Source organism: Mesorhizobium tamadayense (genome assembly GCF_003863365.1).
Taxonomy (GTDB): domain Bacteria; phylum Pseudomonadota; class Alphaproteobacteria; order Rhizobiales; family Rhizobiaceae; genus Mesorhizobium; species Mesorhizobium tamadayense.
In genome coordinates, this window is record NZ_RQXT01000003.1 from 53,137 (window position 1) to 74,012 (window position 20,876).

Consider the following 20,876-nt stretch of genomic DNA (forward strand, 5'->3'; position numbering starts at 1 on the left):
AAAGGGCGCAGCGCCCTACTGCAGGCTGACGAGGCGTGCCGGCTCGCGCCTGGCATGAGCGGAGCGCATCTGGCCGAGCTCGATCTTGAGCGGCGCCGGACGGCCGTACAGGTAGCCCTGCACCACCTCGCAGCCGGCGGCCCTCAGCAGTGTCGCCTGGCTCTCGGTCTCGACGCCTTCGGCGATGATGCCGACGCCGAGCGCCCGCGACAGCCCGACGATGGTCGAGACGACAGCGCCGGAGCTGGAGTCGGTGTCGATACGGCTGACGAAAGAGCGGTCGATCTTCAGCTTGCCGAACGAGAAGTCTATCAGGTAGCTCAAGTTCGAGTAGCCGGTGCCGAAATCGTCAACGGCGACAGAGATGCCCATGTCGGCGAGCTGCCGCAGGATGACGGCCGCGCGGTCGCGGTCCTGCATCATCGCTGTTTCGGTGATTTCGAGTTCCAGCCGCGACGGCTTGATGCCGGTCGACGCCATGGTCTCGCGCACGAGGCCGACGAAGTCCCTGGTCATGAACTGGACCGGCGAGATGTTGACGGCCACGAAGCAATCCTCCGGCAGGTATTGGGCGTCGCTGCAGGCCTTGCGCAGCACCCACTCGCCGATCGGGTTGATCATGCCGGTTTCCTCGGCGATCGGAATGAATTCCATCGGCGGGATCATGCCGCGCTCCGGGTGCTTCCACCGGATCAGCGCCTCATAGCCGACGACGCGGCCGCTCGGCAGGTCGAGCTGCGGCTGGTAATGCAGACTGAAGTCGCCCCGGTCGAAGGCGGTTTTCAACTCGGACTCGATCCATTGCCGGTAGTCCGCCACCCGCCCCATATCGGCGTGGAAGACCGACCAGTTGCCGATGCCGCTTGCACGCGCATTCTGCAGCGCCAGGTTGGAGCGGCGAAGGACGAGCACCGGATCGACCCCGTCCTTCGGCATCGCCACGATACCGACGGACATGCTGACGGACTGCAGATGTGTCTGGAGCTGATAGGGCTCCATCATCTGGTTGATGAGCTTTTCGAGGAACCCTTCGAGCGATCCCCTTAGATCGCGGTCCGGCAGCAGCACGGCGAATTCGCCGGCGCCGATACGCCCGATCACCGCGTCCTCCGGCATGTTCTCCTTCAGCCTTTCGGTGAAGACACGGATCAGCTCGTCGCCGTGGCTGTAGCCGATGGAATCGTTGATCTGCTTGAAGCGGTCGATGTCGATATCGATCAGGTAGACCGGTTCGCCGGTCCTGATCGTTTCCGACGCCGCCGCGGCGGTCTTGCCGACCATGGCCGGGCGAGACAGCAGGCCGGTCAGCTTGTCGAAATGCGTTTCCTTGAAGACGTATTCGGCCGATTCATCGACGCCCGCGAAGAAGGAGAGCGCGGCGCCGCCGGCGGAAAGGGCGCAGAGCGCGGCGATGATGCCCGCGATCGTCCCCGCCGGCATTCCGGCCAGGCCGTCGCCGAAGCCGAACCGCAGTCCCCAGAGTCCGAGGATAAAACTGCCCATGGCCGAGCTGGCGATGGTGATCAGCCGGAACAGCGGTGTTCGCTTCGGGTTGCTGACTGCAGGCATGCAAGGTTCCTGAACTACAGGACCTCTTAGCGGATACCTCCTTAAAATGAGTTTCCGCCAATGCCTCCAATTTTACTGGAAGGTCCTTTTTGCGTTAGAGCAATTCCAGGAAAAGTGTGAAGCGGTTTTCCGCCAGGAATTGCGTAAAAACAAAGAGATAGAGCGGTTCGGCGTTTCCGTGAAACGGTGAACCGCTCTATCGAATTATTCGCGGGCGCCGTCGTTCTGCTTCAGTTCCTCGAGCGCCGGCATGGAGACGATGTGGTAGCCGGAATCGACATAGTGGATCTCGCCTGTGACCCCCGAAGACAGATCCGACAGCAGGTAGAGCGCCGAGCCGCCGACCTCGTCGATGGTCACCGTGCGCCGCAGCGGCGAATTGCGCTGCTGATAGGAGAACATGTGGCGCGCGTCGGAAACGCCGGAGCCGGCGAGCGTCCGCACCGGTCCCGCCGAGATGCCGTTCACCCGGATGCCGCGCGGACCGTAGTCATTGGCGAGATAGCGCACGCTCGCCTCCAGCCCTGCCTTGGCGACGCCCATGACATTGTAGTTCGGCATGACCCGCACCGACCCGGCATAGGTCAGCGTGATCATCGAGCCGCCGTTCGTCATCAGCGCCGCGGCATTGCGGGCGACCTCGGTGAAGGAATAGCAAGAGATCACCATGGTGCGGACGAAGTTGTCGCGGCTGGTGTCGGCGTAGAGGCCCTTGAGCTCGTTCTTGTCGGAGAAGCCGATGGCGTGGACGATGAAATCCAGTCCGCCCCAGGCCTTGCCGAGCGTCTCGAAGGTCGCGGTGACGGACGCGCTGTCCTCGACGTCGCAAGGCACGATCAGCGAGGCGCCGACCTTCTCGGCCAGCGGCTTGACCCGTCGCCCGAAAGCGTCGCCCTGATAGGTGAAGGCAAGTTCCGCCCCGTGTTCGGATAGTTTTTTGGCGATGCCCCAGGCGATCGAATGATCGTTGGCGACCCCCATGACAAGCCCGCGCTTGCCCTTCATCAACCCGTCCATAAAAGGCAAATCCTTATGCGGAATAGCGCTGGAAAATCAGCGTTGCGTTGGTGCCGCCGAAACCGAAGGAATTGGACAAAACGGTGTCGATCTTGGCGTTGTCGATGCGCTTGCGCACGATCGGCATGTCCTCGAATTCCGGATCGAGCTCCTCGATATGGGCGCTCTCGCCGATGAAGCCGCCCTGCATCATCAGGATCGAGTAGATCGATTCCTGGACACCGGCGGCACCCAGCGAGTGGCCGGTGAGGGACTTGGTCGAGGTGATGAACGGCATCTTGTCGCCGAACACTTCGCGGATGGCGCCCATTTCCTTGGAATCGCCGACCGGCGTCGAGGTGCCGTGCGTGTTGATGTAGTCGACCGGCGAAGACACCGTGGCAAGCGCCTGCCGCATGCAGCGAATAGCGCCTTCGCCGGACGGCGCTACCATGTCGTAGCCGTCGGAAGTCGCGCCGTAGCCGACGATCTCGGCATAGATCTTGGCGCCGCGCGCCTTGGCGTGCTCGAGCTCTTCCAGCACCAGCACGCCCGCGCCGCCGGCGATGACGAAGCCGTCGCGATTGACGTCATACGCGCGGGAAGCAGTCGACGCCCGATCGTTGAATTTCGACGACATTGCGCCCATGGCATCGAACAGGTCCGACATCGTCCAGTCGAGATCCTCGTGGCCGCCGGCGAAGACCATGTCCTGCTTGCCCCACTGGATCAGCTCATAGGCATTGCCGATGCAATGCGCCGAGGTCGAGCAGGCGGACGAGATCGAGTAGTTGACGCCGTGGATCTTGAACCAGGTGGCCAAAGTGGCCGAAGCGGTCGACGACATCGCCTTCGGCACCGCGAACGGGCCGATGCGTTTCGGGCTGCCATTCTTGAGCGTCGTTTCGGCGGCTTCCACGATGGTCCTGGTCGACGGTCCGCCGGAGCCCATGACGATGCCGGTCCGCTCATTGGTGATGTCGCTCTCGCCTAAACCGGCGTCCGCGATCGCCTGATCCATCGCGACATGGTTCCAGGCGGCACCTTGGCTCAGGAAACGCATGGCGCGGCGGTCGATCATCGCCGACGGGTCGAGCGTCGGCGCGCCCCACACCTGGCAGCGGAAGCCGTGCTCTGCGAAGGAATTGGAATAGCTGATGCCCGACTTGGCATCGTAAAGCGAGGCCTGCACCTCATTGGCGTTGTTGCCGATCGACGACACAACGCCGAGGCCTGTCACTACGACACGTCTCATTCGCAACTCCTTCCGGCGTACTTTGGCGAAAAACCTAGCCGGTTTTCGCCTTTGATCATACGCAAAATAAACTGCCGCAGCGTCCTTGCGCATCGGTCGGACGCGCGAGGGCAGTGGCGAAAAGCGATCAGGCGGCCGACTGCTTGGACAGGCCGACCTTCAGATCCGTTGCCGCGTATATGGGGTCGCCATCCGCCTTGAGCCAGCCATCGGCGATGCCGAGCACGAGGCGGCCGCGCATCACGCGCTTGAAGTCGACGCCATATTCGACCTTCTTGACCGACGGCGTCACCATGCCCTTGAACTTCACCTCGCCGGTCGACAGCGCCATGCCCTTGCCCGGTTCGCCGAGCCAGCCGAGATAGAAGCCGGTCAGCTGCCACATGGCGTCGAGGCCGAGGCAGCCCGGCATGATCGGATTGCCGATGAAATGGCAGGCGAAGAACCAAAGATCCGGCTTGATGTCGAATTCGGCGCGGATGAAACCCTTGTCGAAAGCGCCGCCGGTCTCGCTGATCTCGGTGATGCGGTCGAACATCAGCATCGGCGGGTAGGGCAGCTGGGCGTTTCCCGGTCCGAACAGCTCGCCGCGGGCGCAGGCAAGCAGTTCCTCGTAATCGTAGCTGGACTTTTGACCCGCCATTTAACTCCGTCCCCGTTTTCCGTCCGGGCGGCAGGGCGCCCATGTTCTTTGGTTTCCTAACACACTCTGTTTGCGGCCGGAAACCGGCGTTTGCGCTTAACCCGTGCGCCTGCCTGGGTCAATGCGCGCTATTGATCGCATTTGGGCGACAGAATATATGTCGGGTGGTGTCCAGTTCTTGGCATTGACGTCTTTTTGCCATTCTGGACCTGTCTATGGGGCTGGCTGCAAGCTTCGATGGGATAGATGGATTCGGGCTGCCGGAAGGAAAATGTCGCTGTGGACAAGCGGGTTCGCGAAGCCGGCCTGAGGCCGACGCGCCAGCGCATTGCGTTGGCCGATCTGCTTTTCGCCAAGGGCGACCGCCACCTCTCGGCCGAGGAACTGCATGAAGAGGCGATCGCCGCCGGCGTGCCGGTTTCGCTGGCGACCGTCTACAATGCGCTGCATCAGTTCACCCAGGCCGGCCTGCTTCGCATCCTGGCGGTCGAAGGGTCGAAAACCTATTTCGACACCAACACTTCGGACCACCATCACTTCTATGTCGAGGGCGAGAACCGGATCTTCGATATCGCCAGCGGCCCGGTGAGCGTCTCCAACCTGCCGGAACCTCCGGAAGGCATGGAGATCGCCAATGTGGATATCGTGGTGAGACTGCGCCCCAAGAGCCGCGGCTGATCTGCCCCGCGATGAGACCCCCCGCGATGAGACCCGTCGATCTGGCGGTCCGGCTCGAATGGGTCGCGGCCGCCGTGGCGGCCATCGTCTTCTACAAAATGACCGGCGTGTCCTGGTGGCTATTGGCGCTGCTCATCCTGGCGCCGGATCTGTCGATGCTCGGCTATCTCGCCGGGCCGCGTGTCGGCGCTGTCGCCTACAACGCCCTGCACATGCTGATCGTCCCGCTCGTCCTTGCGCTTGCCGGAGTGTTGTTTGCCGGCCCAATCACGACCGCGGTGGCGCTCATCTGGATCGCCCACATCGCCATCGACCGCGCCCTCGGCTACGGCCTGAAACTGTCAACCGGTTTTCAGGATACGCATCTCGGCCGCATCGGACGCGCTAGACCATGATCCCGAACCGAAGGACCGCGGCAGCGAAAAGTGGGCACCGGTTTTCGGATGAGATCATGGTGCACAGAAGAAAGATCAGTTCTTAACCTTTTCGCCCGGATAGGCGCCCCAGACCTGCGACTGGGCGACCCAGCCGCTATGGCCGTCGAAGGTCATCTCGCACCACTGGCCGTCGCATTTCTTGATCGAGCCCATGACGCCGGGCTCGAGGATGGCGACGACGTTGGCGTCCTTGTCGGGATCGTCGAGGAGACTGATTCGCCCGCCCTTGCCGCGCTGCCAGGGGGCGACGATCGCGGTGCGGCGGCCCGAAAGCAGCGACTGGTTGATCCAGCCCTCGGAGCCGTCGGCATCGCGGACGCGTCGCCAGGTGTCGAATTCCTGGATGATTTCCATCGGCAGGCCGGCCTTCATGTACATCCAGTCGACGGAATAGTTGGCGCCCGGGCCGACGCGCGAGTTGACGCGTCCGGATTTCAGGCTGACGAAGCGCGGCAGCGGCAGACCGCTCGGTCCCAGCGTCACCGTCTGCGCCGGCGCGGCGGCGCTTTGCGCGGACGCCTGCGGCGCGCAAAGCAGGGCGCCGAGAACGGCTGAGCTGAAAGCCAGGCGAAGCGACGCGAAACCAGACACTTTCATTCCTTTCGGCGCCGGTCCGTTGGGATGAGCGCCCCTTTTTCTTTGTCTTCGGCGGCACCGCTTGTTACAGGAGTGGGCTGATACCGCGACTGGCTTCAAGTTTCGCTTGTCTTGGTTAAAGAGGTCTCAACGAGATCGGTTTCGAGGAAGCTTCGGGGATACAATGGCAGGCAAAAAACGGCCCCTCGTAGTCATCACGCGCAAGCTGCCCGATCCGGTCGAGACCCGCATGCGCGAGCTATTCGACGCGCGCCTCAATGTCGAGGACCGGCCGATGACCCAGCCGGAACTGGTCGCGGCCGTCAAGGAGGCCGACGTGCTGGTCCCGACCATCACCGACCACATCGATGCCGCGCTGATCGCCCAGGCCGGCGAGAACCTCAAGCTGATCGCCAATTTCGGCAATGGCGTCGACAAGATCGATGTCGCGGCGGCGGCCAAGAAGGGCATCACCGTCACCAACACGCCGAATGTGCTCACCGAAGACACCGCCGACATGACCATGGCGCTGATGCTCGCCGTGCCGCGCAGGCTCGCCGAAGGCGCCAATGTGCTCACCGGCGAGAAGAAATGGGCCGGCTGGTCGCCGACCTGGATGCTCGGCCGCCGCATCTGGGGCAAGCGCCTCGGCATCGTCGGCATGGGCCGTATCGGCACGGCCGTTGCCAGGCGCGCCAAGGCGTTCGGCCTGTCCATCCACTACCACAACCGCCATCGCGTGCTGCCGGCGGTCGAGGACGAACTGGAAGCGACCTATTGGGAAAGCCTCGACCAGATGCTCGCCCGCATGGACATCATTTCGGTCAACTGCCCGTCGACTCCGGCGACCTTCCATCTCTTGTCCGCCCGGCGCCTGGCGCTGATGCAGCCGGCGGCCTACATCGTCAACACCGCGCGCGGCGACATCATCGACGAAGAGTCCCTGATCAAGCTCATTCAGGACGGCAAGATCGCCGGCGCCGGCCTCGACGTCTACGAGCATGAGCCGGCGCTGAACAGCAAGCTGTTGAAGCTCGCCCACAAGGGCAAGGTCGTGCTTTTGCCGCATATGGGCTCGGCGACGCTCGAAGGCCGCATCGACATGGGCGAGAAGGTGATCATCAACATCCGCGCCTTCTTCGACGGCCACCGCCCGCCGGACCGCGTGCTGCCACTCAGGACCTGAAAAACCACGGCTGCTCAGGCGACGACGCCAGAGCTGTTCACCGTTTCACGGAAACGCCGAACCGCTCTATCTCTTTGTTTTGACGCAATTCCGGGCGGAAGGCTACGGCGAAGTCGCCGAGCCTAACCGCTTCACAATTTTCCTGGAATTGCTCTAACGGCGCCGTCTTCGGCGACTTTCACCGTGGTTCCGCGATAGGTCTCGAACACGCCGCGCCCGAGCCGCACCGCCGTCGGCGTTTCCCAGCCCATTTCCCGCGCAACGATCAGGCCGAGCAGAAGGATGGCGTCCGGCTCGTGCAGCACCAGCGCCGCCGGCGCGCGGCCGTTGTGGACAAGCTCCATCAGCACGGCGGAAGCCGACGACGAGCCGATCGTGCCCGGCAGGAACAGCACCCGGCCGGAGATGATCTCGCCATGCTGCGGATGGCGGACATCGGCGATTCGGCCCGTCTTGGGGTCGACGCCGCCCCAGAAGCTGATCGGCGCCGTCAGCACCAGCGCTTCGCCTTCGCCAGCCTTGCCCGGAACCAGGATTTCGGCTGCGGCGCTCATGCCGCGATGTCCGTGAATCGCGGCTTTCCGGCGATCGCGCTTTCGACGCAGTCGGCGAGCGAGGCATAGAGCACTGCATAGCCAGTGTTGCCTGGAGCGTAATGCGCGAACTTCCCCGAATTGGTCATCAGCACGCCGCCCGCAAGCTCAGGCATGATCGGCGTCACCACCACGCAAGTGTCGGCGACGATGACCACCCCGCTTGCTACGAGCCTCTTGCGACGGCCGTCCTGTTCCAGCGAAGCAAGCACGTGACGGCCGGTGCAGGCATAGATCGGCACGGCCAGCCGTCTTCCGGCGATCAGCCGCTCCAGCATGTCGAGCTCGGCTTGCGACAGATGCGGACTGCCGATCGCGACCGCATCGATGGTCTTTGGCGCCGCCGCCGTCGACAGGCCGGCGCGTGCCTTCGCCGCCATCTGCGGCGTGACATGGACCACCGCCTCGGGTTCCGACCCGGCCAGAACGGTTTCGACGTTGGGGGCCTCGGGCGTCACACCGGCGATGTGGAACAGGCCGACCGCGCCGGATGAAGCGGCGGCGGCGCCGAAGGCCTTCAGCGCATCCTCGCCGGGATGGTCGCCGATGCCGGTAACGACGCCGATCGCATTGCCGACCTCGCGGCCGTAGAGGCTGCCCAGCACCGGCCAGGCGATCTCGGAAGCGAGGAAGGAAGCGGAAAGGCCCGAGACGTCGAACACCAGCCGTGCCCGCCTGTTCTCGGGGCGGTGCAGGCCGTATTCCGGCGCGCGGCCGGTGATTGCGCAGGCAATGTCGAGGAAGTCGCCATAGCGGTTGGTGCGGGCGCCCAGCACCGAGTTGCAGAACACCACCGCGTTGGACTCGCCCCAGGCGACGTCGCTGCCCTGCGCCGGCCTGTGCCCGGCCTGATAGGGCGCGCAGGTCCAGCTCTGCTCGCAGCCGAGCTTGCGGTAGGCCTCCATCATCCGCCGCGCCATGCCGCGCTGCGGCTCTTCCAGGCGAACGCGCGAGCAGCCCATCAGGTCGAGCGCCCCGACATTGAGCGTCGAGCGCACCGCCACCCTGGCGCCACCTTCGATCAGCCGCTCGGCGAACAGCGTGCCGGAATCGCCATGGTAGAGCGCCCCGTCGATATGCGCCGAGGCGATCGGGATCAGCCGCGGCGCCCCGAGCAGGCGCGCGCTCTCGGCAACGATGCGCATTGCCATCCCGGCGCCGTCCTTGCCGGCGGCGATTGCCTGTTCTTCTTGGCTGAGCGCGAGGCTCAAGACAGCACCTTGCGCATGGTGATCGAGGTCGGCCGGTCGTAGCCCTTATGCGCCGTGAACTCGGTCTCGCGAAAGCCGAGCCGGGCGAAGGCGGCGTGGTTCGCGGTGAGTTCGACGCGTGTCTGCAGCTCGATGGCGTATTTGCCGTGCCGACGGGCAAGGTCCTCCACGGCCAGCATCAGCCGTCCGCCTATCCCCCGCCCATGAAGGCTGGGCTCGACGGCAAGCTTGCCGACATAGAAATCCTTCGCCCTCTCCAGCGCGAAGACGCAACCGACGATCTGGCCGTTCTCCAAGGCCAGGAACGCCGTCTCCAGCGCTGTCTTGCTCTTGAGGTTTTCCGGCGTCAACCGATGCGCCGAGGACGGCGGGTCGATGACGCCGTCCATATAGGCGAAGGCGCGCAGGATCAGCGCCAGCAATTCGTCCCACCGCGCGAAGTCCGGCGGAAGCTCGGTGACCAAGGGAGTGGCCGGCCGGTCCATGCGCTCAGACTGCCTTGTAGCGAACTGTGTCGAAACGCGCGGTGAGCCCGTCGTAAAGCAGCAGCCGGCCGACCAGCGGCTCGCCGATACCGGCAATCAGCTTGATCGCCTCCATCGCTTCCAGCGTGCCGATGACGCCCGTCAGCGCGCCGACGATGCCGGCAACGGCGCAGGATGGCACCAGCCCTTCGGGCGGCGCTTCCGGAAAAAGGTCGCGGTAGCCTGGATTGCGCCTGCCGTCGGCGCCCGTTTCAAACGGCTTCAGCACCGTCACCGAGCCGTCGAAGCGGCCGACGGCGGCGGTGACCAGAGGCTTCTTTTCCAGGGCGCAGGCATCGGCCAGCGCATAGCGTGTCTCGAAATTGTCGGAGCCGTCGACGACGACATCGTAGCGGGCGACGAGGGCAGGGGCGTTTTGCTCCGTCAGCCTGAGGCGATGCAGTTCCACCCCGACATTGGGGTTGATTCGCATGATGGCCGCCGAGGCGCTGTCGGTCTTCGCCATGCCGATCGTGTCGCTGCCATGGATCACCTGCCGCTGCAGGTTGGACAACGAGACGGTATCGTCGTCGACGATGCCGAGCGTGCCGACGCCGGCCGCGGCAAGATATTCAAGCACAGGCGCGCCCAGTCCGCCGGCGCCGACCACTAGCACCCGCGCCCGCTTCAACTTCTGCTGGCCGGGGCCGCCGATTTCGGGCAGCACGATGTGGCGGGCATAGCGTTCGAGCTCTTCGTCGGTCAGGGCGGCATTGGTCATGGCCGGACCTTATAGCTGGTGCAAAGCCTTGTCATGCACATGCAAGGCAAAGCCTTGTCATGGGCAGATGGCTGCGACGCTCGATCCCTTCAAGAGCTAACCCGTCGGTCCGACGCTGCCGTGGTCGACCGTCAGGAATTGCGCCCGCCCGGCAAGGCTGGAAAACAACGCGGCATCGGTGCCGGTCATGAAGGCCTGGCAGTTCAGTTCCTCGAGGATGGAAAACAGCGCCGCGCGCCGGCCGCTGTCGAGATGCGCGGCGATCTCGTCGAGCAGGAGGATCGGCGTCAGGCCCGACATCTCCCCGGTCAGCCTCGCATGCGACAACACGATGCCGACCAACAGCGCCTTCTGCTCGCCTGTCGAGCACAATTCGGCCGGCATCGACTTCGGCCGGTGACGGACCAGGAGGTCCGACCGGTGCGGACCGTCCAGCGTGCGGCCGGCGGCGCGGTCGCGCTCGCGGCCATTGGCGAGGGTGGCGCGGAACCGCTCCTCGACATCGACGGCCGGCGCGACAGCGATCTCGCTCTCCAATTCGCCGGCGAGGCTGATGTCTGCCTGCGGAAATGGGCCGCTGCCGGGCAGCCTGTCGATCATCGCAGCCAGCAGCCGCACCAGTTCCGCCCGTGCCGCCGCGATCGCCACCCCGGTTTCGGCCATCTGTGTCTCGATCGCGTCGAACCAGCCGCTGTCGCGCGAGCCTTCCGTAAGCAGACGGTTACGGCCACGCATGGCCTTCTCGTAGTCGAGCGCCCGCTGCCCATGGCCGGGGTCGATCGCCAGCACAAGCCGGTCGAGGAAGCGGCGACGGTCGGCGGCCGGACCCGGAAACAGCCCGTCCATCGCCGGGGTCAGCCAGACGACCCGCAGCCATTCCAGCATATCCTCTACCGACTTCGCTGGCGCGCCGTTGATGCGAACGCGCCTGCCGCCTTCTCCGGCGGCATCGCCGCCGGAAATGCCGGTGCCGATTTCAACCTGACCTTCCGGTCCCTCGATCCGGGCGTGCAAGGCAAAGCCGCCATCGCCGCCCTCGCGCGCCACGTCGGCATAGGGCGCGCGGCGGAGCCCGCGCCCCGGCGTCAGCAGCGAGATGGCTTCGAGCAGATTGGTCTTGCCGGCGCCATTGTCGCCGGACAGCACCACGGTGCCGGGACCGAGCTCGAGCGAAAGTCCCGCATAGTTGCGGAAATTTGTAAGCGTCAACTTACTTATATAGTTTTGCTGCCGAAGCTGGTTGGCGTCCGAGGTCACGGCGACATGTCAGGCCCGCTAGAGCATTTTGCAGCCGAGTGGAACCACTTGGCGTCGCAGAAATGCGGCTAAAACAAACAGATAGAGCGGTACTGCGTGAACCGATGAACCGCTCTAAAGCAATTCCAGGAAAAGCGAGACACGGTTTTTGCGTCCGGAATTGCGTCAAGCAAAGAGAGATAGAGTGGTTCGCCGTTTCACACAAACGATGAACCGCTCTCGGGCCTAAAGCATGTCTCCCGAAAGTGTGCAGCGGTTTCGGGGCAAAGACATGCTTGAATTCAAAGACCTAAAGCAGGTGGCGTGAATCCTTTTTCACGCGACCTGCTTTAGACCCGCATCGGCATCAGCACGTAGAGCGCGGTCTCGTCGGCCAAGTCGTGGATCAGCGTCGGAGACCCGGCATCCGCCAGCATGAACTTCGCCTCCGTACCGGTGAGTTGGGCCGCGACATCGAGCAGATATTTGGCGTTGAAGCCGATCTCGATCGGGTCGGACGAGTAATCGGCCGCCAGCTCCTCGGTGGCGCTGCCCGAATCCGGATTGTTGACGGCGAGCGTGAGCAGGCCGTCGTTGATCGACAGTTTCACTGCCCGGCCGCGTTCGGACGAAATGGTCGAGACGCGGTCGACGGCGGCGGCGAAGCTCTGGCGGTCGATGATAAGCTTCTTGTCGTTGCCGGTCGGAATGACCCGCTGATAGTCCGGGAAGGTGCCGTCGATCAGCTTCGAGGTCAAAATGACGCTGCCGATGGTAAAGCGGATCTTGGTGTCCGACAGTTCCGTCGTCACCGCCACATCCGGGTCGTCGACCAGCTTCTGCAGCTCGCTCACCGTCTTGCGCGGAATGATGATGCCGGGCATGCCTTCAGAGCCTGCCGGCGCGTCGATCTCGGCGCGTGCCAGGCGATGGCCGTCGGTCGCGACCGAGCGCAGCTTCAGCTTGCCGCCCGCCTCATGCGTGTGCAGGAAGATGCCGTTGAGATAGTAGCGCGTTTCCTCGGTCGAGATGGCGAACTGCGTCTTCTCGATCAGGCCCTTGAGCGCCACCGAGTCGAGCCGGAAGATGTGCGAGAAGGAGCCGGCCGAAAGCTCCGGGAAATCGGACTGCGGCAGGCACTGCAGGCGGAAGCTGGAGCGCCCGGAAGTGACGGTCATCGCGTTGCCGTCCTCGTCGGTCTTCAGCATCACCTCGGCGCCGTCGGCGAGCTTGCGCACGATATCGTAGAGCAGATGCGCCGGCACCGTCGTCGCGCCGCCGCGCTCGACCTTGGCGGGCGTGGCTTCCGTCACTTCGAGGTCGAGGTCGGTCGCTTTCATCTCCAGGCTGGCGCCTTCGGCGCTGAGCAGCACATTCGACAGGATCGGTATGGTGTTGCGCCGCTCCACCACGCGATGAACGTGGTTGAGGGACTTCAGGAGATTGGACCGTTCCAGGATAACACGCATGACGAAACAGGCTCGCTTCAATAAATGAGCGGGTCACCGGGGAGCGGCGTCCCGCGAAAGCTCCGAAGAGCTCAGAATCTGTGTAAGCTGACAGTAAAAAGCCTGCAAGCGCAAGCCCACGGCACCGGTTCCGGCCGGTTGCCTGGGCTTTCTGGGGATAAAGCCGGCGAAGCGCGCCGACCCGATGCCTGTCGCCCAAAACTGGGTAGCGGTTTCGGGAAAACGACATGCATGAAAACAAGTGCATGTCGCCTAAAAATGCGCAGCGGTTTTGGGGCAACGACATGTATGAAAACAAACACTTAAAGCGCGTCGCTCGAATCTGTTTCGACGCGACGCGCTTTATCGATTTGCAACCGCTCAGGCCTGCTCGTTGATGAGCCTTCTGAGCAGTTCGAGCTCCTGCGCCAGCGTGTTGTCGGCACCGGAAAGATCTTCGATCTTGCGCACGGCGTGCAGCACCGTCGTGTGGTCGCGGCCGCCGAAACGCCGTCCGATCTCCGGCAGCGAGCGCGGCGTCATCACTTTCGACAGATACATCGCCACCTGTCGCGGCTTGACGATGGTGCGCGTGCGCCGGTTGGAGAGCAGCTCTGTCTTCGACACGTTGTAGTGACGCGCCACGATGCGCTGGATGTCCTCGATGCGCACCCGCTTCGGCTCGCCCGAGCGGTAGATGTGGCCGAGGATCTCGTCGATGCGGTCGATTGTGATCTGCGGCTCGAAGGACTGGCGGAACAGAAGCTGGTTGAAGGCGCCTTCGAGCTCGCGCCCGCTGCCCGTCACCGTGCGGGCGACGTGATCGAGGATCTCGTCCGAAATATCGAGCGAGGCATCGTCGACCTTGGCGGTGGCAAGGCGCAGCTTCAGCATGCCGAGGCGCATGGCGAAGTCCGGCGCCGACATTTCGAGCGCCACGCCGCCATTGAGACGCGAGCGCACGCGCGGCTCCAGCGATTCCAGTTCCGAGGGCGGCCGGTCGGCGGCGACCACCACCTGCTTGGCGCTGTCGAGCAGCATGTTGATGAGATGGCAGAACTCATGCTGGATCGACTTGCCCTGAAGGAACTGCATGTCGTCGATGATCAGAAGATCGATATCGCGCAGCTGCTCCTTGAGGGTGAGCGCATTGTTGTCGCGGATCGCGGTGGCGAAGCGCCACATGAAATATTCCGCCGTCAGATAGACCACGCGCGATTTCGGGTTTTGCCGCAGCGATTCCGCCGCGATCGCCTGCAACAGATGCGTCTTGCCCAATCCGACGGTCGCATGAAGGAAGAGCGGGTTGAAGCGCACCGCGCTCGACTGCGATTCTGCCACCGCCTTGGCCGCCGCGAAGGCCACGCGGTTCGAGGGGCCATCGATGAAAGAAGCGAAAGTGTAGCGCGGATCGAGTGGCGACCCCAGCACATTGTGGCGGAACTCGGTCTCCACCGGCGCGCCCTGGCGGGGCGCCGGCGTCCGTTCCACCCGGCCGGCGCTTGCCGTTCCGGCGGCGAGCACGGTCTGCGCCTGCTTGGTCATCTTGCGCGCAGGCGCGATCTCCGGCTCGACATGGTTGCGGCCCTGCCGCGTGGCGGTCCGCACAATGATCTCGATCTTGAGAAGGTCGGGATCCTCATGTCTCCACAGTTCGGCGATGAGATCGAGATAGTGGCCGTTGATCCACGACCGCAGGAAGGCCGTGGGCACGGAGATGCGGACAATGCCGCGCGACGCCTCGGCAACCTTCATGCGGCCAAACCAGCTCGAATAGACCTCGGCTCCCAGACGCGCCTTCAACTGGGCCTTGACCCGCTCGAACTTCTGTTCAGCGTCGCTGGATGCCGCCATGCCGTCCCCTCCGACGATAGTTGCTGGGAATGGGAGCTCGCCTGCTATCTCCCGTTCGATGCCGCTCTGCATGATCAAGTTCCTTGTCTTGTCGTACCCTTTTCCGCCGGGAGTGCGCCTCCTGCACCCTGGGTCCGGCGAGTTTCCGCTGCGCCATCGCCGCCGCCGGCGATCGTCGCAACGTTGCGCAAGGGACCGATGCCGGCTCTCGCAAGCCGGCTTGATCATGCCAGGGCAATACAACGCCGTCCGGCGAAAACGCCGGTACAATGTCGACCTGCCATGTACAATTACGCCAGTCCCCTACCCGCACCGAAGAGACAGACCAAGCCCCACGCGGAATTGCTCCACGTCATGAATTCCGCCATTTTGTGCTGGCCGATTCAGGCTGGGTCAGGGGGCTAATGCCCTTCCCTTCGATGAATGGACATTACCGAAATCGCTGTGGATAGGGCAAGGCCACGTCTAACCGATTTTTAACGAATCTGCTTAGCGGAGACATGTTCGGAGCGGCTGCCGTCCGGGCACGTTTTGACAAAGCCATTGTGATTCAAACCCTTTTCCGGCGAATATGAAAAAGGCCGGACGATCCGAAATTTTCTGAAATAATTCTCTTGACAGCTACTTGTCCCCCGCCGCTCCTCCGCGACTTGAACAAGCTGTGGATGACCGCCAGTAAGTTACTGAAAAATATATGGAATTTGTGACAGGCTAAATCGGGACCATGTCGCATCCGGCGGGTGTCGACATGACCGATTATGTATATGCCGGCAAAACATCTGCAACTTTGAAATTCGGTCCGAGCGCCGTTGTGCGAGCGTTCTTTTTAAGTACTTGCCGGCAAACGAAAAAACCCGGCCTGTGCGGCCGGGTTCAAGGATAACGGTTCTAAAGGGAAGTCGGTCAGGCCGACAGCACCTTGACCCGCTGGGCCAGCCGCGAAACCTTGCGGGAAGCCGTGTTCTTGTGGATGACACCCTTGGTTGCGGCGCGCATCAATTCCGGCTCCGCGGCCTTGAACGCTTCCAGCGCGGCGGCCTTGTCGCCGGCGGCAAGCGCCTCTTCGACCTGGCGGACGTAGGTGCGGACGCGCGACCGGCGGTTCTTGTTGATCGCCGCGCGGCGGGCGATCTTGCGCGTTGCCTTTTTGGCCGAGGACGTATTGGCCATGATGCCTCTCTTCTGATCTGGTGGGCGCCAGCGGGTGTCGCAGGGCGCAAAAAACAAACGGGCAGCCACGGGGCCGCCTCGGTTGGTGCGGCTTATAGTTCAGCTTTTCCGGCGCGTCAACGCCGCGCCGGCTTCTTTTTGGCCGATCCTAGCGGTTGCTGAAATTCGGCTTCCGCTTCTCGACGAAGGCGGCCATGCCCTCCTTCTGGTCGTCGAGCGCGAACAGCGAATGGAACAGGCGGCGCTCGAAGCGCAGCCCTTCGGCAAGCGTCGTCTCATAGGCCCGGTTGACGGCTTCCTTGGCCATCATCACTGATGGCAGTGAAAACTCGGCGATCTTCGCCGCCGCCTTCCGCGCTTCGTCGACCAGTTCGCCTATCGGCACCACCCGCGATACCAGTCCGCAGCGCTCGGCTTCGGCGGCGTCCATCATCCTCCCGGTCAGGCACATGTCCATCGCCTTCGACTTGCCGACGAAGCGGGTCAGTCGCTGCGATCCGCCCATACCCGGCATGACGCCCAGCGTGATTTCGGGTTGGCCGAATTTTGCATTGTCGGCGGCGATGATGAAATCGCACATCATGGCCAGCTCGCAGCCGCCGCCGAGCGCATAGCCGGCGACCGCCGCGATGATCGGCTTGCGTGCGCGTGTAAGTTCCTCCCAGCCGACGAAGAAGTCCTGGGTATAGGCGTCGGCGAAGGAGATTGCCTGCATTTCCTTGATGTCGGCGCCGGCCGCGAACGCCTTTTCCGAGCCTGTAAGCACCATCGCGCCGATATCGGCATCGGCGCCGAACGCGTTCACGGCCGCCACGATCTCGGCCAGCACCTGCGAATTCAGGGCGTTGAGCGCCTTCGGCCGGTTCAGCGTGATCAGCCCGACCTTGCCGCGTGTCTCCACGAGAATGGTTTCGTAGGTCATGGCATCGTCTCCTCGCTTCGATTGAAGCGACCGGTCTAGCTCACCGCTGACAGGTCCGGCAATAGAAGGTCGAACGGCCGCTCTGCACGACGCGCTCGATGTGGCCGCTGCAGCCCGGTTTCTGACACGGCTCGCCTTCGCGGTCGTAGACCGCGAAGGAATGCTGGAAATAGCCGAGCGACCCGTCTGCCTGGACATAGTCGCGCAGCGAGGATCCGCCGGCGGCGATCGCGTCGGCGATGACCGAGCGGATCGCCGCTGCCAGGCGTTCGCATTGTTGTTTCGCTTTCTTGCCCGAGCCGGCGATGGTGCCGGCTTCGCGCAGCGGCGACAGGCCGGCGCGCCATAGCGCCTCCGACACATATATATTGCCGAGTCCGGCGATCAGCCGCTGGTCGAGCAACGCCGCCTTGAGCGGCGATCTGCGGCCTTCGAGCAGCGCGGCGAGCAAGGGGCCGTCAAGCGCGTTGCCGGTCGGCTCGATGCCCAGCCCCGCCAGCATCGGATGGGTGTCCGGCGCCCCTTCGGCAAACAGCATGAAGCCGAAACGGCGCGGGTCGTTGAAGATGACGCGGGACCGCTCGCCCTTCGGCGAGACGACATCGAACACGACGTGGTCATGTGCCGCGCTCTTCGAGCGTTCGTGATGGAAGGTGCCGGGCATGTCGCCGTTCCCGGCGGTTTCGACGCGGAACGATCCCGACATGCCGAGATGGCAAATCAGCACCGGACCGTCTTCGATGTGCATCGTCAGATATTTGGCGCGCCGGCCAAGCGCCGTCACGGTCTTGCCGGTAAGCCGCTCCGAAAAGCGTTCGGGAAAAGGAAAGCGAAGGTCTGGCCTGCGCGCCTCGACGTTGGCGAGCCGCGCCCCTTCCAGAACCGGCTGCAGCCCGCGCCGGACCGTTTCGACTTCAGGCAGTTCGGGCATGGCCGCCTATCGTCGCTAGGAAGGACGTTCCGTGGCGGCCGGGCGCGAGGCCAAGATGGTCGGCGACGGTTTCGCCGATATCGGCGAAGGTCGGCCTGAGACCGATGTCGCCGCCCGTCAGTCCCGGCCCGATGCCGATCACTGGAATGCGCTCGCGCGTGTGGTCGGTGCCGCGCCAGATCGGATCATTGCCATGGTCTGCGGTGAGGATGAGCAGGTCGCCCGGCTTGATGCGCGACAGCGCTTCCGGCAGCCGGCGGTCGAAGGCCTCGAGCGCTCCGGCATAGCCGGCCACATCGCGCCTGTGGCCGAACTCGGTGTCGAAATCGACGAAATTGGCGAAGACCAGATCGCCTTCGCCGGCGTCGTCCATGGCGCCCAGCGCCTTGTCGAACATCGCCATGTTGCCGCCCGCCTTGCGCACCTCCGAGATGCCGCGATGGGCGAAGATGTCGCCGATCTTGCCGACGGCGATGACCTTGCCGCCGCGCTCCGTCAGACGGTCGAGCAGGGTTGGCTCCGGCGGCGGCACGGCATAGTCGCGGCGGTTGTGGGTGCGCTGGAAGGTGGCTTTCGTCTCGCCCACGAAGGGCCGCGCGATCACCCGTCCGATCTTGAGCGGATCGATCAGTCGGCGCACCGTCCGGCAGAGCTCATACAGTCTTTCCAGGCCGAAATGCGTCTCGTGCGCGGCGATCTGCAACACGGAGTCCACCGAGGTGTAACAGATCGGCTTGCCGGTGCGGACGTGCTCCTCGCCGAAGCGCTCGATGATCTCGGTTCCGGGCGCATGGCAATCGCCGAGGATGCCCGGCACCTTGCCTTCGCGGATGATCGCGCCGGTCAGCTCGGCCGGGAAGGCCGGCACGGTGTCGGGAAAGTAGCCCCAGTCGAAACGCACGGGCAGGCCGGCGATCTCCCAATGGCCCGACGGCGTGTCCTTGCCGCTCGAAATCTCCTGGGCGGCGCCATGGAAGGACGCGGCAAGCAGCGGCATGTCGACGTCGAGCTTCAGCCCGGTTGCCGTGTGTGCCGCGCGGACAAGTCCGAGCGAGATCATGTTGGGCACGGCGAGCGGTCCGCTGCGCAAGCCTTCGCGATCCGCGCGGCCTTCGGCGCAGGCCTGCGCGATATGCCCGAACGTGTTGGCGCCGGCATCGCCGTAGCGTTCGGCATCGGCCGCTCCGCCGACGCCGAAAGAATCGAGAACGAATAGGAAAGCCCGCGCCATTGGGTGCCATTGTTGCCAGTCCAGGCAGCCAGACATAAGGTTCCGCGGCGGCGTTGGCAAATCGGAAACCAACCCGCAACGGCCTGCGCCACAGTCCTGCAATCGGGCGCAGCGTCGGCGGAGCGCGGCAAGGGATGGGCAAGGTCGGGGGATCCGTGGCAAGCCAGGCTTTGGGGATGTGCGCGGCGGCTCTCGCGGTGCTCTGCGCGGCCTCGCCGGCGTACGCCGACTGGCGCGACGAAATCGGCACGTTTCGCATAGGCATCGTCGCCGAGCCCGGAGGCGGCAACACAGTTCCCGGCCGGGCACGCTTGACCGATGCCTATACCAACGCGCTGCATGAAGGTCGAGTTCGTGGTTGCCCGCGACTATGCGGCGTTGATCGAGGCGCAGGCGAGCGGCCGCGTCCAGTACGCGGTCTATTCGGCGCTCGCTTATGCTTCTGCTTCGGAGCGCTGCGGCTGCGTCGAGCCGCTGGTGGCGCCGGTCGATGCCGATGGGGCCGTCGGCATCCGGTCCGTGCTGGTGACGCGCGACGGCAAAGTGCCGGACCTCGCCGCCATGGCATCGCACCGGATCGCGATCGCGCCCGCGGACAATGTCGCCGGTTCTCTGCTGCCACTGACCGGTCTGGCTGGCGAAGGCGTGAAGATCGCGGAGGATTCACCCTTCCTGGCGCGCTCCCCTTCGGCCACCGCGGCCGAGACGATGCTCGGCGACGGCGAAGCCGACGGCCTGTTCGGCTGGGAGCCCGTCGGCGCCGATGGCCAGCCCATCGATACGGGCGGCACGATCATGCGGCTCGAGGCCGCCGGCGTCCCGAAGACGTCGCTTCGGGTGCTATGGACCTCGGCTCCGCTGCGATACGGCCCTCATGCCGTGCGCAGCGATCTCGATGCCGAAGCAAATCGTCGGCTGGCCGTGTTCCTGACCAATCTCAAGTCGCTGACCCCGGACGTCTACGATCTTCTGGAATCGACGCATTCCGGCGGCTTCGAGCTGGCCGTGTCAAAGGACTACGCAACGGCGCTGGCCATCGTGCAGCGGGAATCGGGCGGCCAGCAATGATTTCTCAGCAATCGGTGCAGAGTACCGTGGGGCCGCGGCGCGGCCTCAGATAGTATGTTTCGCCCATGGCTATGTTGTTGAAGGCCGAGGTCAAGCCAAGTGCCTTCGAATCGCCGGCCGACCAGGTGATGATCGGCTTGTAGCCGAGGTCGCTTTCCACCCGGACAAGGAAGGTGTTGCGGATCGTCAGCGTTGACGGAACCGTGGTGATGCTGTCCTTCACCGCGTCGACGCTATAGGTGCTGCCTACAAGCTTGCGCGACCACGCCACCTTCACCTTGGGCGTCGCTTCGTCGGTGATCTGGATCCCGGTAATGATGATCGTCGGCGTAGAGCGGTTGTAGGGCTGCAGCGTCGAGGTGCCGATCCTCATGATCGCATCGAGAGCGGCTTTGTCTACGCTCGTCTGCTGCGTGACGAGGTCCGCCACCATGCTGCCGATGCGGCTGACCTTCTTGCTGGTCTCGATCGCCTGCGAGGCTTCCATCGTGATGAAGTACATGATGAGCAGCACCGGCACGATGAACGCGAACTCGATTGCCGCGATGCCGCGGCGATCGCGGCAAAACCGCGCTGCCTTCGCCACAATAGCCGAATTTCCCCAGTGTGCCCCCGCACGGTACATAT

The 20,876-nt window shown here is 64.1% G+C and carries 20 protein-coding genes and 1 pseudogene; 4 read left to right on the forward strand and 17 right to left on the reverse strand.

Features of this window, described 5'->3' with window-relative positions:
* Positions 1–15: 15 nt before the first annotated feature.
* From EH240_RS03460 to fabA, 4 genes are all read right to left on the reverse strand, one after another.
* Positions 16–1,569 (reverse strand): putative bifunctional diguanylate cyclase/phosphodiesterase, encoded by a 1,554-nt coding sequence (locus tag EH240_RS03460; RefSeq protein WP_124996024.1) that lies wholly within the window; start codon positions 1,567–1,569, stop codon positions 16–18.
* A gap of 204 nt (positions 1,570–1,773) precedes the next feature.
* Entirely contained in the window at positions 1,774–2,586 is an 813-nt protein-coding gene (gene fabI, locus EH240_RS03465; protein ID WP_124996025.1) for an enoyl-ACP reductase FabI, read from the reverse strand.
* A gap of 13 nt (positions 2,587–2,599) precedes the next feature.
* Positions 2,600–3,820 carry a beta-ketoacyl-ACP synthase I gene (gene fabB, locus EH240_RS03470; protein ID WP_124996026.1) on the reverse strand — a complete coding sequence of 407 codons (1,221 nt, stop codon included), beginning with the start codon at positions 3,818–3,820 and terminating at the stop codon, positions 2,600–2,602.
* 127 nt (positions 3,821–3,947) lie between these two features.
* Positions 3,948–4,463: a 3-hydroxyacyl-[acyl-carrier-protein] dehydratase FabA gene (fabA, locus tag EH240_RS03475; RefSeq protein ID WP_124996027.1), complete on the reverse strand. Its 516-nt coding sequence runs from the start codon at positions 4,461–4,463 to the stop codon at positions 3,948–3,950.
* 246 nt (positions 4,464–4,709) lie between these two features.
* On the opposite strand from fabA, the gene irrA reads away from it, so the two are divergent.
* Together irrA and EH240_RS03485 are read left to right on the forward strand one after the other, a co-directional pair.
* Complete coding sequence (gene irrA / locus EH240_RS03480) at positions 4,710–5,141, forward strand: iron response transcriptional regulator IrrA (protein WP_124996028.1); 432 nt, start codon at positions 4,710–4,712, stop codon at positions 5,139–5,141.
* Between the two features lie 26 nt (positions 5,142–5,167).
* Positions 5,168–5,536 (forward strand): DUF4260 domain-containing protein, encoded by a 369-nt coding sequence (locus tag EH240_RS03485; RefSeq protein ID WP_124996029.1) that lies wholly within the window; start codon positions 5,168–5,170, stop codon positions 5,534–5,536.
* A gap of 75 nt (positions 5,537–5,611) precedes the next feature.
* Here the strand turns inward: EH240_RS03485 and EH240_RS03490 are convergent, their stop codons facing one another.
* On the reverse strand, positions 5,612–6,169 hold the full coding sequence (locus tag EH240_RS03490) for an SH3 domain-containing protein (protein WP_124996030.1): 558 nt from the start codon (positions 6,167–6,169) through the stop codon (positions 5,612–5,614).
* A 169-nt stretch (positions 6,170–6,338) separates the two neighbouring features.
* Between EH240_RS03490 and EH240_RS03495 the strand changes: the two genes are divergently transcribed.
* Positions 6,339–7,340, forward strand: a complete 1,002-nt coding sequence (locus EH240_RS03495) for a 2-hydroxyacid dehydrogenase (protein WP_124996031.1) — start codon at positions 6,339–6,341, stop codon at positions 7,338–7,340.
* Positions 7,341–7,471: 131 nt separating this feature from the next.
* On the opposite strand, the gene EH240_RS03500 is transcribed toward EH240_RS03495, so the two are convergent.
* The 11 genes from EH240_RS03500 to EH240_RS03550 all read right to left on the reverse strand — a co-directional run bounded on the left by EH240_RS03500 (position 7,472) and on the right by EH240_RS03550 (position 19,181).
* The gene (locus EH240_RS03500) at positions 7,472–7,894 is read right to left on the reverse strand and encodes an aconitase X swivel domain-containing protein (RefSeq protein WP_124996032.1); all 423 of its coding nucleotides are present in this window, start codon (positions 7,892–7,894) and stop codon (positions 7,472–7,474) included.
* Entirely contained in the window at positions 7,891–9,144 is a 1,254-nt protein-coding gene (locus EH240_RS03505; RefSeq protein ID WP_124996033.1) for an aconitase X, read from the reverse strand. The genes EH240_RS03500 and EH240_RS03505 overlap by 4 nt, the downstream gene beginning before the upstream one ends.
* Positions 9,141–9,629, reverse strand: coding sequence for a GNAT family N-acetyltransferase (locus EH240_RS03510; protein ID WP_124996034.1), 489 nt, complete (start codon positions 9,627–9,629; stop codon positions 9,141–9,143). The genes EH240_RS03505 and EH240_RS03510 overlap by 4 nt, the downstream gene beginning before the upstream one ends.
* 4 nt (positions 9,630–9,633) lie before the next feature.
* Positions 9,634–10,389, reverse strand: a complete 756-nt coding sequence (locus EH240_RS03515; protein WP_124996035.1) for a molybdopterin-synthase adenylyltransferase MoeB — start codon at positions 10,387–10,389, stop codon at positions 9,634–9,636.
* Positions 10,390–10,485: 96 nt separating this feature from the next.
* Positions 10,486–11,646, reverse strand: a complete 1,161-nt coding sequence (recF, locus tag EH240_RS03520) for a DNA replication/repair protein RecF (protein WP_124996036.1) — start codon at positions 11,644–11,646, stop codon at positions 10,486–10,488.
* Between the two features lie 329 nt (positions 11,647–11,975).
* Positions 11,976–13,094: a DNA polymerase III subunit beta gene (gene dnaN / locus EH240_RS03525; RefSeq protein WP_124996037.1), complete on the reverse strand. Its 1,119-nt coding sequence runs from the start codon at positions 13,092–13,094 to the stop codon at positions 11,976–11,978.
* A gap of 360 nt (positions 13,095–13,454) precedes the next feature.
* On the reverse strand, positions 13,455–14,927 hold the full coding sequence (gene dnaA / locus EH240_RS03530; protein ID WP_245435815.1) for a chromosomal replication initiator protein DnaA: 1,473 nt from the start codon (positions 14,925–14,927) through the stop codon (positions 13,455–13,457).
* 903 nt (positions 14,928–15,830) lie between these two features.
* The gene (gene rpsT, locus EH240_RS03535) at positions 15,831–16,097 is read right to left on the reverse strand and encodes a 30S ribosomal protein S20 (RefSeq protein ID WP_124996039.1); all 267 of its coding nucleotides are present in this window, start codon (positions 16,095–16,097) and stop codon (positions 15,831–15,833) included.
* A gap of 148 nt (positions 16,098–16,245) precedes the next feature.
* Positions 16,246–17,019, reverse strand: a complete 774-nt coding sequence (locus tag EH240_RS03540) for an enoyl-CoA hydratase (RefSeq protein ID WP_124996040.1) — start codon at positions 17,017–17,019, stop codon at positions 16,246–16,248.
* Positions 17,020–17,059: 40 nt separating this feature from the next.
* On the reverse strand, positions 17,060–17,950 hold the full coding sequence (mutM, locus tag EH240_RS03545) for a bifunctional DNA-formamidopyrimidine glycosylase/DNA-(apurinic or apyrimidinic site) lyase (protein WP_124996041.1): 891 nt from the start codon (positions 17,948–17,950) through the stop codon (positions 17,060–17,062).
* Positions 17,934–19,181, reverse strand: coding sequence for a phosphopentomutase (locus tag EH240_RS03550; RefSeq protein ID WP_124996042.1), 1,248 nt, complete (start codon positions 19,179–19,181; stop codon positions 17,934–17,936). The genes mutM and EH240_RS03550 overlap by 17 nt, the downstream gene beginning before the upstream one ends.
* A 176-nt stretch (positions 19,182–19,357) precedes the next feature.
* On the opposite strand from EH240_RS03550, the pseudogene EH240_RS03555 reads away from it, so the two are divergent.
* A pseudogene (locus EH240_RS03555) lies at positions 19,358–20,249 on the forward strand (phosphate/phosphite/phosphonate ABC transporter substrate-binding protein).
* 4 nt (positions 20,250–20,253) lie between these two features.
* Here the strand turns inward: EH240_RS03555 and EH240_RS03560 are convergent.
* Positions 20,254–20,874 carry a TadE/TadG family type IV pilus assembly protein gene (locus EH240_RS03560; protein WP_124996043.1) on the reverse strand — a complete coding sequence of 207 codons (621 nt, stop codon included), beginning with the start codon at positions 20,872–20,874 and terminating at the stop codon, positions 20,254–20,256.
* Positions 20,875–20,876: the final 2 nt, after the last annotated feature.

Coding starts and splice junctions, on each gene's coding strand:
- EH240_RS03510 (WP_124996034.1), bottom strand. CDS start 9,629: ATGGACCGGCCGGCCACTCCCTTGGTCACCGAGCTTCCGCCGGACTTC.
- EH240_RS03550 (WP_124996042.1), bottom strand. CDS start 19,181: ATGGCGCGGGCTTTCCTATTCGTTCTCGATTCTTTCGGCGTCGGCGGA.
- dnaA (WP_245435815.1), bottom strand. CDS start 14,927: ATGGCGGCATCCAGCGACGCTGAACAGAAGTTCGAGCGGGTCAAGGCC.
- EH240_RS03460 (WP_124996024.1), bottom strand. CDS start 1,569: ATGCCTGCAGTCAGCAACCCGAAGCGAACACCGCTGTTCCGGCTGATC.
- dnaN (WP_124996037.1), bottom strand. CDS start 13,094: ATGCGTGTTATCCTGGAACGGTCCAATCTCCTGAAGTCCCTCAACCAC.
- fabI (WP_124996025.1), bottom strand. CDS start 2,586: ATGGACGGGTTGATGAAGGGCAAGCGCGGGCTTGTCATGGGGGTCGCC.
- EH240_RS03485 (WP_124996029.1), top strand. CDS start 5,168: ATGAGACCCGTCGATCTGGCGGTCCGGCTCGAATGGGTCGCGGCCGCC.
- rpsT (WP_124996039.1), bottom strand. CDS start 16,097: ATGGCCAATACGTCCTCGGCCAAAAAGGCAACGCGCAAGATCGCCCGC.
- EH240_RS03500 (WP_124996032.1), bottom strand. CDS start 7,894: ATGAGCGCCGCAGCCGAAATCCTGGTTCCGGGCAAGGCTGGCGAAGGC.
- EH240_RS03560 (WP_124996043.1), bottom strand. CDS start 20,874: ATGTACCGTGCGGGGGCACACTGGGGAAATTCGGCTATTGTGGCGAAG.
- EH240_RS03495 (WP_124996031.1), top strand. CDS start 6,339: ATGGCAGGCAAAAAACGGCCCCTCGTAGTCATCACGCGCAAGCTGCCC.
- irrA (WP_124996028.1), top strand. CDS start 4,710: ATGGATTCGGGCTGCCGGAAGGAAAATGTCGCTGTGGACAAGCGGGTT.
- fabB (WP_124996026.1), bottom strand. CDS start 3,820: ATGAGACGTGTCGTAGTGACAGGCCTCGGCGTTGTGTCGTCGATCGGC.
- EH240_RS03515 (WP_124996035.1), bottom strand. CDS start 10,389: ATGACCAATGCCGCCCTGACCGACGAAGAGCTCGAACGCTATGCCCGC.
- EH240_RS03540 (WP_124996040.1), bottom strand. CDS start 17,019: ATGACCTACGAAACCATTCTCGTGGAGACACGCGGCAAGGTCGGGCTG.
- mutM (WP_124996041.1), bottom strand. CDS start 17,950: ATGCCCGAACTGCCTGAAGTCGAAACGGTCCGGCGCGGGCTGCAGCCG.
- fabA (WP_124996027.1), bottom strand. CDS start 4,463: ATGGCGGGTCAAAAGTCCAGCTACGATTACGAGGAACTGCTTGCCTGC.